This window comes from Pseudomonas sp. E1MeOHC2, from assembly GCF_058745025.1.
Map to the genome: position 1 here is coordinate 2,541,929 of NZ_CP196675.1, position 21,746 is coordinate 2,563,674.

The window sequence follows — 21,746 nt, forward strand, 5'->3', positions numbered from 1 at the left end:
ATGAGCAGCGTTGTAGCCATCGTCAAAAGCATTGTCGGCCAGGTTATTGCGGTATCCCCAGAGGGCATCCGGCGTGTACTCATCGAAGGTGATCGCCTGTTGGCGGGTGAGGAAGTGCTCACCGGCCCAGGCGGCGCTATAACCCTCGAGCTGGCCGACGGCCGTCTGCTCGACCTGGGTCGCGACAGCCAGTGGAGCGCGGATGCGCCCTACAGCAGCACCGACCTGGGCCAGGCCACTGCGCAGGCAGCGCCGTCGGTTGAAGAGTTGCAGCAGGCGATCGCTGCGGGTGTCGACCCGACTACCGAACTCGAAGCTACCGCAGCAGGCCCGGCAGCGGCGAGCGGTGGTGGTGCGCTGGGTGGGGGCCACAGCTTCGTCATGCTTGAGGAGACCGCGGGCCGTGTTGACCCGAGTATCGGCTTCCCGACCGACCCACTGGGCTTTGCCGCAGTGCAGGACAATGAAGATGTCGGCGCGGTGGATACCAGTAACAACAACCAGGTCATTCCGCCCACAACCGAGACCAATGTCACTACCGCCCTTGTCCTCAACGCCACCCCTTCCATCACCGAAGCGGGTGGCGTAATCGTTTATACGGCGACAGTTGGCCAGGCGCCGACGTCGAATCTGATCGTCACCCTGGCCAACGGCGCAGTGATCGTCATTCCGGCAGGGCAGACCAGCGGTAGCGTCAATGTCACCATCCCGGCCAATGACACGCCGTACATCGACGGTGGGCAGATTTCGACGACCGTCACGGGCACGACCGGTGGTAACGGCCTGATCGTGACCCTGCCGCAAACGCCGGCGGTTACGCAGATTACCGACACCATCGACACCACTACGGCGACCTTGACGGCCAACCCTTCGGTGACCGAAGGCGGCGTGATCACCTACACCGTGACCCTGAGCAACCCTGCTCAAACTCCGGTGACCGTGACCCTGTCCAATGGCCAGACCATCACGATTGAACCTGGTAAAACTCAAGGCAGCGTTGATTTCCAGACCCCGGCCAATGACGTTTACAACAATGGCTCGACCGTTAGCACCACCATCACGGGTGCTACCGGCGGTAACTTCGAGCAGTTGACGCCGAATCCTGCACCGGCCGAGACCACGATCAACGACTCGGTGGATGTGACCACTGCGACCCTGACCGCCAATCCTTCGGTAACCGAAGGCGGCGTGATCACTTACACCGTGACCCTGAGCAATCCTGCCCAGACTCCGGTAACCGTGACTCTGTCCAACGGCCAGACCATCACCGTTGAGGCTGGCAAGACCCAGGGCAGCGTTGATTTCCAAACCCCGGACAACGACGTCTACAACAATGGCTCGACCGTTAGCACCACCATCACTGGCGCGACTGGCGGTAACTTCGAACAACTGACGCCGAACCCGACTCCGGCACAGACCACAATCAATGATTCGGTCGATGTCACCACCGCGACCCTGACTGCTTCGCCAAGCGTGACCGAAGGCGGCGTGATCACTTACACCGTGACCCTGAGCAACCCTGCCCAGACTCCGGTAACCGTGACCCTGTCGAACGGCCAGACCATCACCGTTGAAGCGGGCAAGACCCAGGGCAGCGTTGACTTCCAGACCCCGGACAACGACGTCTATAACAACGGTTCGACCGTAAGTGTCACGATCCAGGACGCTACCGGCGGCAACTTCGAGCAGCTGACACCGAACCCGACTCCGGCGCAGACCACGATCAACGACTCGGTGGATGTGACCACTGCGACCCTGACCGCCAATCCTTCGGTAACCGAAGGCGGCGTGATCACTTACACCGTGACCCTGAGCAACCCAGCTCAGACTCCGGTAACCGTGACCCTGTCGAACGGCCAGACCATCATCGTTGAAGCGGGCAAGACCCAGGGCAGCGTTGATTTCCAAACCCCGGACAACGACGTTTACAACAACGGCTCGACCGTAAGTGTCACGATCCAGGACGCTACCGGCGGTAACTTCGAGCAACTGACACCGAACCCGACTCCAGCGCAGACCACGATCAATGATTCGGTCGATGTCACCACTGCGACCCTGACCGCTTCGCCAAGCGTGACCGAAGGCGGCGTAATCACTTACACCGTGACCCTGAGCAACCCTGCCCAGACTCCGGTAACCGTGACCCTGTCCAACGGCCAGACCATCACCGTTGAAGCGGGCAGGACCCAGGGCAGCGTTGACTTCCAGACGCCGGACAACGACGTTTACAACAACGGCTCGACCGTAAGTGTCACGATCCAGGACGCTACCGGCGGTAACTTCGAGCAACTGACGCCGAACCCAACCCCGGCGCAGACCTCGATCAATGACTCGGTCGATGTCACCACTGCAACCCTGACCGCCAATCCTTCGGTAACCGAAGGCGGCGTGATCACCTACACCGTGACCCTGAGCAACCTTGCTCAGACTCCGGTAACCGTGACCCTGTCCAACGGCCAGACCATCACTGTTGAAGCGGGCAAGACCCAGGGCAGCGTTGATTTCCAGACCCCGGACAACGACGTCTACAACAACGGCTCGACTGTAAGTGTCACGATCCAGGACGCTACCGGCGGTAACTTCGAGCAACTGACACCGAACCCGACTCCAGCGCAGACCACGATCAATGATTCGGTCGATGTCACCACCGCGACCCTGACTGCTTCGCCAAGCGTGACCGAAGGCGGCGTGATCACCTACACCGTGACTCTGAGCAACCCTGCTCAAACTCCGGTAACCGTGACCCTGTCGAACGGCCAGACCATCACTGTTGAGGCTGGCAAGACCCAGGGCAGCGTTGACTTCCAGACCCCGGACAACGACGTCTACAACAACGGCTCGACCGTTAGCACCACCATCACTGGCGCGACTGGCGGTAACTTCGAGCAACTGACGCCGAACCCGACTCCGGCACAGACCACGATCAATGACTCGGTCGATGTCACCACTGCGACCCTGACTGCTTCGCCAAGCGTGACCGAAGGCGGCGTAATCACTTACACCGTGACCCTGAGCAATCCAGCTCAAACTCCGGTGACCGTGACCCTGTCCAACGGCCAGACCATCACCGTTGAAGCCGGTAAGACCCAGGGCAGTGTTGATTTCCAGACCCCGGACAACGACGTCTACAACAACGGCTCGACCGTTAGCACCACCATCACTGACGCTACCGGCGGCAACTTCGAGCAGCTGACACCGAACCCGACTCCGGCGCAGACCTCGATCAATGACTCGGTCGATGTCACCACTGCAACCCTAACTGCTTCGCCAAGCGTGACTGAAGGCGGCGTGATCACTTACACCGTGACCCTGAGCAACCCTGCTCAAACTCCGGTGACCGTGACCCTGTCCAATGGCCAGACCATCACGATTGAACCTGGTAAAACTCAAGGCAGCGTTGATTTCCAGACCCCGGCCAATGACGTTTACAACAATGGCTCGACCGTTAGCACCACCATCACGGGTGCTACCGGCGGTAACTTCGAGCAGTTGACGCCGAATCCTGCACCGGCCGAGACCACGATCAACGACTCGGTGGATGTGACCACTGCGACCCTGACCGCCAATCCTTCGGTAACCGAAGGCGGCGTGATCACTTACACCGTGACCCTGAGCAACCCAGCTCAGACTCCGGTAACTGTGACCCTGTCCAACGGCCAGACCATCACCGTTGAAGCGGGCAAGACCCAGGGCAGCGTTGATTTCCAGACCCCGGACAACGACGTTTACAACAACGGCTCGACCGTTAGCACCACCATTACTGGCGCGACTGGCGGTAACTTCGAGCAGTTGACGCCGAACCCGACTCCGGCACAGACCACAATCAATGATTCGGTCGATGTCACCACCGCGACCCTGACTGCTTCGCCAAGCGTGACCGAAGGCGGCGTGATCACTTACACCGTGACCCTGAGCAACCCTGCTCAAACTCCGGTAACTGTGACCCTGTCCAACGGCCAGACCATCACTGTTGAAGCGGGTAAGACTCAAGGCAGCGTCGACTTCCAGACGCCGGACAACGACGTTTACAACAACGGCTCGACCGTTAGCACCACCATCACTGGCGCGACTGGCGGTAACTTCGAACAACTGACGCCGAACCCGACTCCGGCACAGACCACAATCAATGATTCGGTCGATGTCACCACCGCGACCCTGACTGCTTCGCCAAGCGTGACCGAAGGCGGCGTGATCACTTACACCGTGACCCTGAGCAATCCAGCTCAAACTCCGGTGACCGTGACCCTGTCCAACGGCCAGACCATCACCGTTGAAGCGGGCAAGACCCAGGGCAGCGTTGATTTCCAGACCCCGGACAACGACGTCTATAACAACGGTTCGACCGTAAGTGTCACGATCCAGGACGCTACCGGCGGCAACTTCGAGCAACTGACGCCGAACCCGACTCCGGCGCAGACCTCGATCAATGACTCGGTCGATGTCACCACTGCAACCCTGACTGCTTCGCCAAGCGTGACTGAAGGCGGCGTGATCACTTACACCGTGACCCTGAGCAATCCAGCTCAAACTCCGGTGACCGTGACCCTGTCCAACGGTCAGACCATCACCGTTGAAGCGGGCAAGACCCAGGGCAGCGTTGACTTCCAGACCCCGGACAACGACGTCTACAACAACGGCTCGACCGTAAGTGTCACGATCCAGGACGCTACCGGCGGTAACTTCGAGCAACTGACGCCGAACCCGACCCCGGCGCAGACCTCGATCAACGACTCGGTCGATGTCACCACCGCGACCCTGACTGCTTCGCCAAGCGTGACCGAAGGCGGCGTGATCACCTACACCGTGACCCTGAGCAATCCTGCCCAGACTCCGGTAACCGTGACCCTGTCGAACGGCCAGACCATCACCGTTGAAGCGGGCAAGACCCAGGGCAGCGTTGATTTCCAGACCCCGGACAACGACGTCTACAACAACGGCTCGACTGTAAGTGTCACGATCCAGGACGCTACCGGCGGTAACTTCGAGCAACTGACACCGAACCCGACTCCAGCGCAGACCACGATCAATGATTCGGTCGATGTCACCACCGCGACCCTGACTGCTTCGCCAAGCGTGACCGAAGGCGGCGTGATCACTTACACCGTGACCCTGAGCAACCCTGCCCAGACTCCGGTAACCGTGACCCTGTCCAACGGCCAGACCATTACCGTTGAGGCTGGCAAGACCCAGGGCAGTGTTGATTTCCAGACCCCGGACAACGACGTCTACAACAACGGCTCGACTGTAAGTGTCACGATCCAGGACGCTACCGGCGGTAACTTCGAGCAACTGACGCCGAACCCAACCCCGGCGCAGACCTCGATCAATGATTCGGTCGATGTCACCACCGCGACCCTGACTGCTTCGCCAAGCGTGACCGAAGGCGGCGTGATCACCTACACCGTGACTCTGAGCAACCCTGCTCAAACTCCGGTAACTGTGACCCTGTCCAACGGCCAGACCATCACTGTTGAAGCGGGTAAGACTCAAGGCAGCGTCGACTTCCAGACGCCGGACAACGACGTCTACAACAACGGTTCGACCGTAAGTGTCACGATCCAGGACGCTACCGGCGGTAACTTCGAGCAACTGACGCCGAACCCGACCCCAGCGCAGACCTCGATCAATGATTCGGTCGATGTGACCACTGCGACCCTGACCGCCAGTCCTTCGGTAACCGAAGGCGGCGTAATCACTTACACCGTGACCCTGAGCAATCCAGCTCAAACTCCGGTGACCGTGACCCTGTCCAACGGTCAGACCATCACCGTTGAAGCGGGCAAGACCCAGGGCAGCGTTGACTTCCAGACCCCGGACAACGACGTTTACAACAACGGCTCGACCGTTAGCACCACCATCACTGGCGCGACTGGCGGTAACTTCGAGCAGCTGACGCCGAACCCAACCCCGGCGCAGACCTCGATCAATGACTCGGTCGATGTGACCACTGCGACCCTGACCGCCAATCCTTCGGTAACCGAAGGCGGCGTGATCACCTACACCGTGACCCTGAGCAACCCTGCCCAGACTCCGGTAACCGTGACCCTGTCGAACGGCCAGACCATCACCGTTGAAGCCGGTAAGACCCAGGGCAGTGTTGATTTCCAGACCCCGGACAACGACGTCTACAACAACGGCTCGACCGTTAGCACCACCATCACTGACGCTACCGGCGGCAACTTCGAGCAGCTGACACCGAACCCGACTCCGGCGCAGACCACGATCAACGACTCGGTCGATGTCACCACCGCGACCCTGACTGCTTCGCCAAGCGTGACCGAAGGCGGCGTGATCACCTACACCGTGACCCTGAGCAACCCTGCCCAGACTCCGGTAACCGTGACCCTGTCGAACGGCCAGACCATCACCGTTGAAGCGGGCAAGACCCAGGGCAGCGTTGACTTCCAGACCCCGGACAACGACGTCTATAACAACGGTTCGACCGTAAGTGTCACGATCCAGGACGCTACCGGCGGCAACTTCGAGCAGCTGACACCGAACCCGACTCCGGCGCAGACCACGATCAACGACTCGGTGGATGTGACCACTGCGACCCTGACCGCCAATCCTTCGGTAACCGAAGGCGGCGTGATCACTTACACCGTGACCCTGAGCAACCCAGCTCAGACTCCGGTAACCGTGACCCTGTCGAACGGCCAGACCATCATCGTTGAAGCGGGCAAGACCCAGGGCAGCGTTGATTTCCAAACCCCGGACAACGACGTTTACAACAACGGCTCGACCGTAAGTGTCACGATCCAGGACGCTACCGGCGGTAACTTCGAGCAACTGACACCGAACCCGACTCCAGCGCAGACCACGATCAATGATTCGGTCGATGTCACCACTGCGACCCTGACCGCTTCGCCAAGCGTGACCGAAGGCGGCGTAATCACTTACACCGTGACCCTGAGCAACCCTGCCCAGACTCCGGTAACCGTGACCCTGTCCAACGGCCAGACCATCACCGTTGAAGCGGGCAGGACCCAGGGCAGCGTTGACTTCCAGACGCCGGACAACGACGTTTACAACAACGGCTCGACCGTAAGTGTCACGATCCAGGACGCTACCGGCGGTAACTTCGAGCAACTGACGCCGAACCCAACCCCGGCGCAGACCTCGATCAATGACTCGGTCGATGTCACCACTGCAACCCTGACCGCCAATCCTTCGGTAACCGAAGGCGGCGTGATCACCTACACCGTGACCCTGAGCAACCTTGCTCAGACTCCGGTAACCGTGACCCTGTCGAACGGCCAGACCATCACTGTTGAAGCGGGCAAGACCCAGGGCAGCGTTGATTTCCAAACCCCGGACAACGACGTCTACAACAACGGTTCGACCGTTAGCACCACCATCACTGGCGCGACTGGCGGTAACTTCGAGCAACTGACGCCGAACCCGACTCCGGCGCAGACCACAATCAATGATTCGGTCGATGTCACCACCGCGACCCTGACCGCCAATCCTTCGGTAACCGAAGGCGGCGTGATCACTTACACCGTGACCCTGAGCAACCCTGCTCAGACTCCGGTAACTGTGACCCTGTCCAACGGCCAGACCATCACCGTTGAAGCCGGTAAGACCCAGGGCAGTGTCGACTTCCAGACCCCGGACAACGACGTCTACAACAACGGCTCGACCGTTAGCACCACCATCACTGACGCTACCGGCGGCAACTTCGAGCAGCTGACACCGAACCCGACTCCGGCGCAGACCACGATCAATGACAGTATTGATACCGTCACGGTAAGCATCGTCAGCAATGGCAACGTGACTGAAGATCAGCAGCCATCCTTCACGGTAAAAGTGAGCCAGGCACTGGACCGTCCGTTGACGATCACTCTGTCGAACGGCGAAACCGTCACCATCGAGGCCGGCAAGACCGAGGTCGAATACAAGACCCCGGCCCAGGGTGACGACGTCATCAAGGACGCGGGCTCGGTGACGCTGAGTGTCACCGACGCTACTGTCTCTGGTGCGACCTTCGAAAATCTCGCCCTCGGTGGCCCGGCTACCGTAGAGATTTCGGACACTATCAGTGAAGTCATTGCAACCCTGACTGTCGACAAGTCGACCGTGGCGGAAGGTGGTCAAGTGACCTACACCGTCACCCTAACCAACGCACAGGGGCTGTCTGTCACTCAGCATGGCGCGCTGACTTTCACCCTCACCGACGGCACAAAAGTTACGATTCCGGCCAATAGTGCATCTGGTACTGCAACCGTCACGGTTAATGATGACGTGTATGTCGGTGGTCAGACCGCTATCGCCAACAAGCTTGAATCGGTATCGGGTGCAGACAACTTCGAGAAGCTGACTCTGGGTAGTGATACCGTCAGCACTTCCGTGACGGACGAGCCGGGCTCGGGTACTCCAGGCACTGGCAACGAAGGCGACTTGGTCAAAGTCACCATCACTGCCGACCAGGTTTCGGTCGCTGAGAACGTCAAACCGACCTTCACCGTTCACATCAATACCGCTCTGGCCCACGACCTTGTGGTGACCCTGAGCAACAACGCCACCGTCACCATCAAGGCTGGCGAAACCAGCGCGCCGTACACCCACGACGCGCAGGGCGACGACGTCTACAAGGATGCTGGCGAAATCGAGCTGGGCATCAAGTCCGCCGTCGATGTGGATGGCCGTGCCTTCGAAAACCTGCAGTTGGGCGACGCCGCTTCGGTCAAAGTCACTGACACCACCGACGACGTGGTGGCCAAGCTGACTGCTACACCTTCGGTAACCGAAGGTGGTGTGATCACGTACACCATTACCCTGACCAACAAAGACGGTCTGCCGATCGACAAGCATTCGGCGCTGACCTTCACGCTGAGCGATGGCACTACCGTCATCACCGTCCCGGCTAACAGCACCACTGGTTTCATCACCGTGACTGCCCCGGACAACGTCTACACCGGCACCAACGACCCAGTGATCAAGTCGATCGCTTCGGTGGATGGCGCCGATGTCGGCAAGTTCGAGAACCTGGTCTTGGACAAGACCCCGGTCAGCACCGCTGTGACCGACGAGCCAGGTACTCCAGGCAACGAAGGCGATCTGGTCAAAGTCACCATCACTGCCGACCAGGTTTCGGTCGCTGAGAACGTCAAACCGACCTTCACCGTTCACATCAACACCGCTCTGGCCCACGACCTGGTCGTGACCCTGAGCAACAACGCCACCGTCACCATCAAGGCCGGTGAAACCAGCGCGCCTTACACCCACGACGCGCAGGGCGACGACGTCTACAAGGATGCTGGCGAAATCGAGCTGGGCATCAAGTCCGCCGTCGATGTGGATGGCCGTGCCTTCGAAAACCTGCAGTTGGGCGACGCCGCTTCGGTCAAAGTCACTGACACCACCGACGACGTGGTGGCCAAGCTGACCGCCACCCCTTCGGTAACCGAAGGTGGTGTGATCACGTACACCATTACCCTGACCAACAAAGACGGTCTGCCGATCGACAAGCATTCGGCGCTGACCTTCACGCTGAGCGATGGCACTACCGTCATCACCGTCCCGGCTAACAGCACCACTGGTTTCATCACCGTGACTGCCCCGGACAACGTCTACACCGGCACCAACGACCCAGTGATCAAGTCGATCGCTTCGGTGGATGGCGCCGATGTCGGCAAGTTCGAGAATCTGGTTCTGGACAAGACCCCGGTCAGCACTGCTGTAACCGACGAGCCAGGCACTCCGGGCAACGAAGGTGATCTGGTCAAAGTCACCATCACCGCTGACCAAGTGTCGGTCGCTGAGAACGTCAAACCGACCTTCACCGTTCACATCAATACCGCTCTGGCCCACGACCTGGTCGTGACCCTGAGCAACAACGCCACCGTCACCATCAAAGCTGGTGAAACCAGCGCACCGTACACCCACGACGCGCAGGGCGACGACGTCTACAAAGACGCTGGCGAAATCGAGCTGGGTATCAAGTCCGCCGTCGATGTTGACGGTCGTGCCTTCGAAAACCTGCAGCTCGGCGATGCCGCCTCGGTCAAAGTCACCGATACCACCGATGACGTGGTGGCCAAGCTGACTGCTACACCTTCGGTCACCGAAGGCGGGGTGATCACTTACACCATCACCCTGACCAACAAAGACGGTCTGCCGATCGACAAGCATTCGGCGCTGACCTTCACGCTGAGCGATGGCACTACCGTCATCACCGTCCCGGCTAACAGCACCACTGGTTTCATCACCGTGACTGCCCCGGACAACGTCTACACCGGCACCAACGACCCAGTGATCAAGTCGATCGCTTCGGTGGATGGCGCCGATGTCGGCAAGTTCGAGAACCTGGTCTTGGACAAGACCCCGGTCAGCACCGCTGTGACCGACGAGCCAGGTACTCCAGGCAACGAAGGCGATCTGGTCAAAGTCACCATCACTGCCGACCAGGTTTCGGTCGCTGAGAACGTCAAACCGACCTTCACCGTTCACATCAACACCGCTCTGGCCCACGACCTGGTCGTGACCCTGAGCAACAACGCCACCGTCACCATCAAGGCCGGTGAAACCAGCGCGCCTTACACCCACGACGCGCAGGGCGACGACGTCTACAAGGATGCTGGCGAAATCGAGCTGGGTATCAAGTCCGCCGTCGATGTGGATGGCCGTGCCTTCGAAAACCTGCAGTTGGGCGACGCCGCTTCGGTCAAAGTCACTGACACCACCGACGACGTGGTGGCCAAGCTGACCGCCACCCCTTCGGTTACCGAAGGCGGGGTGATCACTTACACCATCACCTTGACCAACAAAGACGGTCTGCCGATCGACAAGCATTCGGCGCTGACCTTCACCCTGAGCGATGGCACCACCGTCATCACCGTGCCGGCGAATGGCACCTCGGGCTTTGTGACTGTCACCGCTCCGGACAACGTTTACACCGGCACCAATGACCCAGTGATCAAATCGATCGCTTCGGTGGATGGCGCCGATGTCGGCAAGTTCGAAAATCTGGTTCTGGATAAGACGCCGGTCAGCACCGCTGTGACCGACGAGCCAGGCACTCCGGGCAACGAAGGGGATCTGGTCAAAGTCACCATCACGGCTGACCAGGTGTCGGTCGCGGAAAACGTCAAACCGACCTTCACCGTCCACATCAACACTGCTCTGGCCCACGACCTGGTCGTGACCCTGAGCAACAACGCGGTTGTGACCATCAAGGCCGGTGAAACCAGCGCACCGTACACCCACGACGCGCAGGGCGACGACGTCTACAAAGACGCTGGCGAAATCGAGCTGGGCATCAAGTCGGCAGCAGACATCGACGGCCGTGCCTTCGAGAACTTGCAGCTGGGTGACGCTGCGTCGGTCAAAGTCACCGATACCACCGACGACGTGGTGGCCAAGCTGACTGCTACACCTTCGGTCACCGAAGGTGGTGTGATCACGTACACCATTACCCTGACCAACAAAGACGGTCTGCCGATCGACAAGCATTCGGCGCTGACCTTCACGCTGAGCGACGGCACTACCGTCATCACCGTCCCGGCTAACAGCACCACTGGTTTCATCACCGTGACTGCCCCGGACAACGTCTATACCGGCACCAACGACCCAGTGATCAAATCGATCGCCACCGTCGACGGCGCCGATGTTGGCAAGTTCGAGAACCTGGTTCTGGACAAGACCCCGGTCAGCACTGCTGTGACCGACGAGCCTGGTACTCCGGGCAACGAAGGTGATCTGGTCAAAGTCACCATCACCGCTGACCAAGTGTCGGTCGCCGAGAACGTCAAACCGACCTTCACCGTTCACATCAACACCGCCCTGGCCCACGACCTGGTCGTGACCCTGAGCAACAACGCGGTTGTGACCATCAAGGCCGGTGAAACCAGCGCGCCATACACCCATGACGCGCAGGGCGATGACGTCTACAAAGATGCCGGTGAAATCGAGCTGGGCATCAAGTCCGCCGTCGATGTTGACGGCCGTGCCTTCGAGAACCTGCAGTTGGGCGATGCGGCATCGGTCAAAGTCACCGACACCACCGACGACGTGGTGGCCAAGCTGACCGCTACGACTTCGGTTACCGAAGGCGGGGTGATCACTTACACCATCACCTTGACCAACAAAGACGGTCTGCCGATTGATAAACACTCGGCGCTGACCTTCACCCTGAGCGATGGCACTACCGTCATCACCGTCCCGGCTAACAGCACCACCGGTTTCACCACCGTGACTGCACCAGACAACGTCTACACCGGCACCAACGACCCGGTGATCAAGTCGATCGCCACCGTCGACGGCGCTGATGTTGGCAAGTTTGAAAATCTGGTTCTGGATAAGACGCCGGTCAGCACCGCTGTGACCGACGAGCCAGGTACTCCGGGCAACGAAGGCGACTTGGTCAAAGTCACCATCACCGCTGATCAGGTCTCGGTGGCGGAAAACGTCAAACCGACCTTCACCGTCCACATCAACACCGCCCTGGCTCACGACTTGGTCGTGACCTTGAGCAACAACGCCACCGTCACCATCAAGGCTGGCGAAACCAGCGCGCCGTACACCCACGACGCGCAGGGCGACGACGTCTACAAGGATGCTGGCGAAATCGAGCTGGGTATCAAGTCCGCCGTCGATGTGGATGGCCGTGCCTTCGAAAACCTGCAGTTGGGCGACGCCGCTTCGGTCAAAGTCACTGACACCACCGACGACGTGGTGGCCAAGCTGACCGCCACCCCTTCGGTTACCGAAGGCGGGGTGATCACTTACACCATCACCTTGACCAACAAAGACGGTCTGCCGATCGACAAGCATTCGGCGCTGACCTTCACCCTGAGCGATGGCACCACCGTCATCACCGTGCCGGCGAATGGCACCTCGGGCTTTGTGACTGTCACCGCTCCGGACAACGTTTACACCGGCACCAATGACCCAGTGATCAAATCGATCGCTTCGGTGGATGGCGCCGATGTCGGCAAGTTCGAAAATCTGGTTCTGGATAAGACGCCGGTCAGCACCGCTGTGACCGACGAGCCAGGTACTCCGGGCAACGAAGGCGATCTGGTCAAAGTCACCATCACGGCTGACCAAGTGTCGGTCGCGGAAAACGTCAAACCGACCTTCACCGTCCACATCAACACTGCTCTGGCCCACGACCTGGTCGTGACCCTGAGCAACAACGCGGTTGTGACCATCAAGGCCGGTGAAACCAGCGCACCGTACACCCACGACGCGCAGGGCGACGACGTCTACAAAGACGCTGGCGAAATCGAGCTGGGCATCAAGTCGGCAGCAGACATCGACGGCCGTGCCTTCGAGAACTTGCAGCTGGGTGACGCTGCGTCGGTCAAAGTCACCGATACCACCGACGACGTGGTGGCCAAGCTGACTGCTACACCTTCGGTCACCGAAGGTGGTGTGATCACGTACACCATTACCCTGACCAACAAAGACGGTCTGCCGATCGACAAGCATTCGGCGCTGACCTTCACGCTGAGCGACGGCACTACCGTCATCACCGTCCCGGCTAACAGCACCACTGGTTTCATCACCGTGACTGCCCCGGACAACGTCTATACCGGCACCAACGACCCAGTGATCAAATCGATCGCAACCGTCGACGGCGCCGATGTTGGCAAGTTCGAGAACCTGGTTCTGGACAAGACCCCGGTCAGCACTGCTGTGACCGACGAGCCTGGTACTCCGGGCAACGAAGGTGATCTGGTCAAAGTCACCATCACCGCTGACCAAGTGTCGGTCGCCGAGAACGTCAAACCGACCTTCACCGTTCACATCAACACCGCCCTGGCCCACGACCTGGTCGTGACCCTGAGCAACAACGCGGTTGTGACCATCAAGGCCGGTGAAACCAGCGCGCCATACACCCATGACGCGCAGGGCGATGACGTCTACAAAGATGCCGGTGAAATCGAGCTGGGCATCAAGTCCGCCGTCGATGTTGACGGCCGTGCCTTCGAGAACCTGCAGTTGGGCGATGCGGCATCGGTCAAAGTCACCGACACCACCGACGACGTGGTGGCCAAGCTGACCGCTACGACTTCGGTTACCGAAGGCGGGGTGATCACTTACACCATCACCTTGACCAACAAAGACGGTCTGCCGATTGATAAACACTCGGCGCTGACCTTCACCCTGAGCGATGGCACTACCGTCATCACCGTCCCGGCTAACAGCACCACCGGTTTCACCACCGTGACTGCACCAGACAACGTCTACACCGGCACCAACGACCCGGTGATCAAGTCGATCGCCACCGTCGACGGCGCTGATGTTGGCAAGTTTGAAAATCTGGTTCTGGACAAGACGCCGGTCAGCACCGCTGTGACCGACGAACCGGGTACTCCGGGCAACGAAGGCGACTTGGTCAAAGTCACCATCACCGCTGACCAGGTTTCGGTGGCGGAAAACGTCAAACCAACGTTCACCGTCCACATCAACACTGCCCTGGCTCACGATCTGGTTGTGACCTTGAGCAACAACGCGGTTGTGACGATCAAGGCGGGTGAAACCAGCGCGCCATACACCCACGACGCGCAAGGTGACGACGTCTACAAAGACGCCGGTGAAATCGAGCTGGGTATCAAGTCCGCCGTCGATGTTGACGGTCGTGCCTTCGAAAACCTGCAGTTGGGCGACGCCGCTTCGGTAAAAGTCACCGATACCACCGATGACGTGATCGCCAAGCTGACCGCCACCCCTTCGGTCACCGAAGGCGGTGAGATCACTTACACCATTACGCTGACCAACAAAGACGGCTTGCCGATCGACAACCACGCGCCGTTGTACTTCACCCTGAGTGACGGCAAAACGGTCATCACCGTGCCGGCCAATAGCACCACCGGTTTCACCACCGTGACGGCTCCGGACAACGTTTACGTCGGTGCCAACGACCCTGTGGTCAAATCGATCGCCGATGTCAGCGGCGCTGACGCGTGGAAGTTCGAAAACCTGGTCCTGGACAAGACCCCGGTCAGCACTGCTGTGACCGACGAACCAGGCACTCCGGGCAACGAAGGCGACGTGGTCAAAGTCACCATCACGGCTGACCAAGTGTCGGTCGCCGAGAACGTCAAACCGACGTTCACCGTCCACATCAACACTGCTCTGGCCCACGACCTGGTCGTGACCCTGAGCAACAACGCGGTTGTGACCATCAAAGCCGGTGAAACCAGCAGCGAACCGTACACTCACGACGCACAAGGCGACGACGTTTACCAAGATGCCGGTGAAATCACCCTGGGCATCAAGTCGGCAGCAGACATCGACGGCCGTGCCTTCGAAAACCTGCAGTTGGGTCATGAAGCCTCGGTCAAAGTCACCGACACCACCGACGACGTGGTGGCCAAGCTGACTGCTACACCTTCGGTCACCGAAGGCGGCGAGATCACCTACACCATCACCTTGACCAACAAAGACGGCTTGCCGATCGACAACCACGCGCCGTTGTACTTCACCCTGAGTGATGGCAAAACGGTCATCACCGTGCCGGCCAATAGCACCACCGGTTTCACCACCGTGACGGCTCCGGACAACGTTTACGTCGGTGCCAACGACCCTGTGGTCAAATCGATCGCCGATGTCAGCGGCGCTGACGCGTGGAAGTTCGAAAACCTGGTCCTGGACAAGACCCCGGTCAGCACTGCTGTGACCGACGAACCAGGCACTCCGGGCAACGAAGGCGACGTGGTCAAAGTCACCATCACGGCTGACCAAGTGTCGGTCGCCGAGAACGTCAAACCGACGTTCACCGTCCACATCAACACTGCTCTGGCCCACGACCTGGTCGTGACCCTGAGCAACAACGCGGTTGTGACCATCAAAGCCGGTGAAACCAGCAGCGAACCGTACACTCACGACGCACAAGGCGACGACGTTTACCAAGATGCCGGTGAAATCACCCTGGGCATCAAGTCGGCAGCAGACATCGACGGCCGTGCCTTCGAAAACCTGCAGTTGGGTCATGAAGCCTCGGTCAAAGTCACCGACACCACCGACGACGTGGTGGCCAAGCTGACTGCTACACCTTCGGTCACCGAAGGCGGCGAGATCACCTACACCATCACCTTGACCAACAAAGACGGCTTGCCGATCGACAACCACGCGCCGTTGTACTTCACCCTGAGTGATGGCAAAACGGTCATCACCGTGCCGGCCAATAGCACCACCGGTTTCACCACCGTGACGGCTCCGGACAACGTTTACGTCGGTGCCAACGACCCTGTGGTCAAATCGATCGCCGATGTCAGCGGCGCTGACGCGTGGAAGTTCGAAAACCTGGTCCTGGACAAGACCCCGGTCAGCACCGCTGTGACCGACGAGCCAGGTTCTCCAGGCAACGAAGGCGATCTGGTCAAAGTCACCATCACGGCTGACCAAGTGTCGGTCGCGGAAAACGTCAAACCGACCTTCACCGTTCACATCAATACCGCTCTGGCCCACGACCTTGTGGTGACCCTGAGCAACAACGCCACCGTCACCATCAAGGCCGGTGAAACCAGCGCACCGTACACCCACGACGCGCAGGGCGACGACGTCTACAAAGATGCTGGCGAAATCGAGCTGGGTATCAAGTCCGCCGTCGATGTGGATGGCCGCGCCTTCGAAAACCTGCAGTTGGGCGATGCCGCGTCGGTCAAAGTCACCGATACCACTGACGACGTGGTGGCCAAGCTGACCGCTACACCTTCGGTCACCGAAGGCGGGGTGATCACTTACACCATCACCCTGACCAACAAAGATGGCTTGCCGATCGACAAGCATTCGGCGCTGACCTTCACCCTGAGCGACGGCACCACCGTCATCACCGTCCCGGCCAATAGCACCACTGGCTTCATCACCGTGGCTGCCCCGGACAACGTCTACGCCGGCACCAACGACCCAGTGATCAAGTCGATCGCCACCGTTGACGGCGCCGATGTCGGCAAGTTCGAGAATCTGGTTCTGGACAAGACCCCGGTCAGCACTGCTGTAACCGACGAGCCAGGCACTCCGGGCAACGAAGGTGATCTGGTCAAAGTCACCATCACCGCTGACCAAGTGTCGGTCGCTGAGAACGTCAAACCGACCTTCACCGTTCACATCAATACCGCTCTGGCCCACGACCTGGTCGTGACCCTGAGCAACAACGCCACCGTCACCATCAAAGCTGGTGAAACCAGCGCACCGTACACCCACGACGCGCAGGGCGACGACGTCTACAAAGACGCTGGCGAAATCGAGCTGGGTATCAAGTCCGCCGTCGATGTTGACGGTCGTGCCTTCGAAAACCTGCAGCTCGGCGATGCCGCCTCGGTCAAAGTCACCGACACTACCGACGACGTGGTGGCCAAGCTGACCGCCACCCCTTCGGTCACCGAAGGTGGTGTGATCACTTACACCATCACCCTGACTAACAAAGACGGTCTGCCGATCGACAAGCATTCGGCGCTGACCTTCACCTTGAGCGACGGCACCACCGTCATCACTGTCCCGGCTAACAGCACTACCGGTTTCACCACCGTGACTGCCCCGGACAACGTCTACACCGGCACCAACGACCCAGTGATCAAGTCGATCGCCACCGTCGATGGCGCCGATGTCGGCAAGTTCGAGAACCTGGTTCTGGACAAGACGCCGGTCAGCACTGCTGTGACCGATGAGCCTGGTTCGGGCACTCCAGGGACTGGCAACGAAGGCGATCTGGTCAAGGTCACCATCACGGCTGACCAAGTGTCGGTGGCTGAGAACGTCAAACCGACGTTCACCGTCCACATCAACACTGCTCTGGCCCACGACTTGGTCGTGACCCTGAGCAACAACGCCACCGTCACCATCAAGGCCGGTGAAACCAGCGCACCGTACACCCACGACGCGCAGGGCGACGACGTCTACAAAGACGCTGGCGAAATCGAGCTGGGTATCAAGTCCGCCGTCGATGTTGACGGCCGTGCCTTCGAGAACCTGCAGTTGGGCGATGCGGCGTCGGTCAAAGTCACCGACACTACCGACGACGTGGTGGCCAAGCTGACCGCCACCCCTTCGGTCACCGAAGGTGGTGCGATCACGTACACCATCACCTTGACCAACAAAGACGGTCTGCCGATCGATAAGCACTCGGCACTGACGTTCACGCTGAGCGACGGCACCACCGTCATCACCGTCCCGGCTAACAGCACCACTGGTTTCACTACCGTGACTGCGCCGGACAACGTCTACACCGGCACCAACGACCCGGTGATCAAATCGATCGCCACCGTCGACGGGGCCGATGTCGGCAAGTTCGAGAACCTGGTTCTGGACAAAACGCCGGTCAGCACTGCTGTGACCGACGAACCGGGTACTCCGGGCAACGAAGGCGATCTGGTCAAGGTCACCATCACGGCCGACCAGGTTTCGGTCGCCGAGAACGTCAAACCGACCTTCACCGTTCACATCAATACTGCCTTGGCTCACGACCTGGTTGTGACCCTGAGCAACAACGCGGTTGTGACGATCAAAGCTGGCGAAACCAGCAGCGCGCCGTACACCCATGACGCGCAGGGCGATGACGTCTACAAAGACGCCGGTGAAATCGAGCTGGGCATCAAGTCCGCCGTCGATGTTGACGGCCGTGCCTTCGAGAACCTGCAGTTAGGCGACGCGGCGTCGGTCAAAGTCACCGATACCACCGACGACGTGATCGCCAAGCTGACCGCGACACCTTCGGTCACCGAAGGCGGCGAGATCACCTACACCATCACCCTGACCAACAAAGACGGCTTGCCGATCGACAACCACGCGCCGTTGTATTTCACCCTGAGTGACGGCACCACCGTCATCACGGTGCCGGCCAATAGCACCACTGGTTTCACCACCGTGACTGCCCCGGACAACGTTTACGTCGGTGCCAACGACCCTGTGGTCAAGTCGATCGCCGATGTCAGCGGCGCTGACGCGTGGAAGTTCGAAAACCTGGTCCTGGACAAGACCCCGGTCAGCACCGCTGTGACCGACGAGCCAGGCACTCCGGGCAACGAAGGCGACGTGGTCAAAGTCACCATTACCGCTGACCAGGTTTCGGTTGCCGAGAACGTCAAACCGACCTTCACCGTCCACATCAACACCGCGCTGGCCCACGACCTGGTCGTGACCCTGAGCAACAACGCGGTTGTGACCATCAAAGCCGGTGAAACCAGCAGCGAACCGTACACTCACGACGCACAAGGCGACGACGTTTACCAAGATGCCGGTGAAATCACCCTGGGCATCAAGTCGGCAGCAGACATCGACGGCCGTGCCTTCGAAAACCTGCAGTTGGGTCATGAAGCCTCGGTCAAAGTCACTGACACCACCGACGACGTGGTGGCCAAGCTGACTGCTACACCTTCGGTCACCGAAGGCGGTGAGATCACTTACACCATCACCTTGACCAACAAAGACGGCTTGCCGATCGACAACCACGCGCCGTTGTATTTCACCCTGAGTGACGGCACCACCGTCATCACGGTGCCGGCCAATAGCACCACTGGTTTCACCACCGTGACGGCTCCGGACAACGTTTACGTCGGTGCCAACGACCCTGTGGTCAAGTCGATCGCCGATGTCAGCGGCGCTGACGCGTGGAAGTTCGAAAACCTGGTCCTGGACAAGACCCCGGTCAGCACCGCTGTGACCGACGAGCCAGGTACTCCAGGCAACGAAGGCGATCTGGTCAAAGTCACCATCACGGCTGACCAAGTGTCGGTCGCGGAAAACGTCAAACCGACCTTCACCGTTCACATCAATACTGCCTTGGCTCACGACTTGGTCGTAACCCTGAGCAACAACGCGGTTGTGACGATCAAAGCTGGCGAAACCAGCAGCGCACCGTACATCCACGACGCGCAAGGTGACGACGTCTACAAAGACGCCGGTGAAATCGAGCTGGGTATCAAGTCCGCCGTCGATGTTGACGGTCGTGCCTTCGAGAACCTGCAGCTGGGCGATGCGGCGTCGGTCAAAGTCACCGACACCACCGACGACGTGATCGCCAAGCTGACCGCGACCCCTTCGGTCACCGAAGGCGGTGAGATCACCTACACCATTACGCTGACCAACAAAGATGGTCTGCCGATCGACAACCACGCGCCGTTGTATTTCACCCTGAGTGACGGCACCACCGTCATCACTGTCCCGGCCAACAGCACTACCGGTTTCACCACGGTGACTGCCCCGGACAACGTCTACGTCGGTGCCAACGACCCTGTGGTCAAGTCGATCGCCGATGTCAGCGGCGCTGACGCGTGGAAGTTCGAAAACCTGGTTCTGGATAAGACCCCGGTCAGCACCGCTGTGACCGACGAACCGGGTACTCCGGGCAACGAAGGCGATCTGGTTAAGGTCACCATCACGGCTGACCAAGTGTCGGTCGCGGAAAACGTCAAACCGACCTTCACCGTTCACATCAACACTGCCCTGGCTCACGACCTGGTCGTGACCTTGAGCAACAACGCGGTTGTGACGATCAAAGCTGGCGAAACTAGCGCGCCGTACACCCATGACGCACAGGGCGATGACGTTTACAAAGACGCCGGTGAAATCGAGCTGGGTATCAAGTCCGCCGTCGATGTGGATGGCCGTGCCTTCGAAAACCTGCAGCTCGGCGATGCGGCGTCGGTCAAAGTCACCGATACCACCGATGACGTGGTGGCCAAGCTGACCGCTACGCCTTCGGTTACCGAAGGGGGTGTGATCACCTACACCATCACCCTGACCAACAAAGATGGTCTGCCGATCGACAAGCATTCGGCGCTGACCTTCACTTTGAGCGACGGCACCACCGTCATCACCGTCCCGGCCAACAGCACCAGCGGTTTCATCACCGTGACGGCCCCGGACAACGTCTACACCGGCACCAACGACCCGGTGATCAAGTCGATCGCCACCGTTGATGGCGCTGATGTCGGTAAGTTCGAGAACCTGGTTCTGGACAAGACCCCGGTCAGCACCGCTGTGACCGACGAGCCTGGCTCGGGCACTCCAGGGACTGGCAACGAAGGCGATCTGGTCAAGGTCACCATCACCGCTGACCAAGTGTCGGTGGCTGAGAACGTCAAACCAACGTTCACCGTCCACATCAACACCGCTCTGGCTCACGACCTGGTCGTGACCCTGAGCAACAACGCCACCGTCACCATCAAGGCCGGTGAAACTAGCGCACCGTATACCCACGACGCGCAGGGCGACGACGTCTACAAAGACGCTGGCGAAATCGAGCTGGGTATCAAGTCCGCCGTCGATGTGGATGGCCGTGCCTTCGAGAACCTGCAGTTGGGCGATGCGGCGTCGGTCAAAGTCACCGACACCACCGACGACGTGGTGGCCAAGCTGACCGCGACGCCTTCGGTTACCGAAGGTGGTGTGATCACTTACACCATCACCCTGACCAACAAAGATGGTCTGCCGATCGACAAGCACTCGGCACTGACCTTCACGCTGAGCGACGGCACCACTGTCATCACCGTGCCGGCCAACAGCACCACCGGTTTCACTACGGTGACTGCCCCGGACAACGTCTACACCGGCACCAACGACCCAGTGATCAAATCGATCGCCACCGTCGACGGCGCCGATGTTGGCAAGTTCGAGAACCTGGTTCTGGACAAGACCCCGGTCAGCACCGCAGTGACCGACGAGCCTGGTTCGGGTACTCCGGGCACGGGCAACGAAGGTGATCTGGTCAAGGTCACCATCACCGCTGACCAAGTGTCGGTGGCTGAAAACGTCAAACCGACCTTCACCGTCCACATCAACACTGCTCTGGCCCACGA

Annotated in this window: 1 protein-coding gene (cut by a window edge); it reads left to right on the forward strand. The window is 59.7% G+C overall.

Features of this window, described 5'->3' with window-relative positions:
* Positions 1–21,746: the 5' portion of an immunoglobulin-like domain-containing protein gene (locus tag ACSSU5_RS11405; protein ID WP_492561168.1), read on the forward strand. Its footprint extends 9,274 nt past the window's final position; 21,746 of the gene's 31,020 nt are visible here — the first part of the coding sequence; it begins with the start codon at positions 1–3; the stop codon falls past the right edge of the window.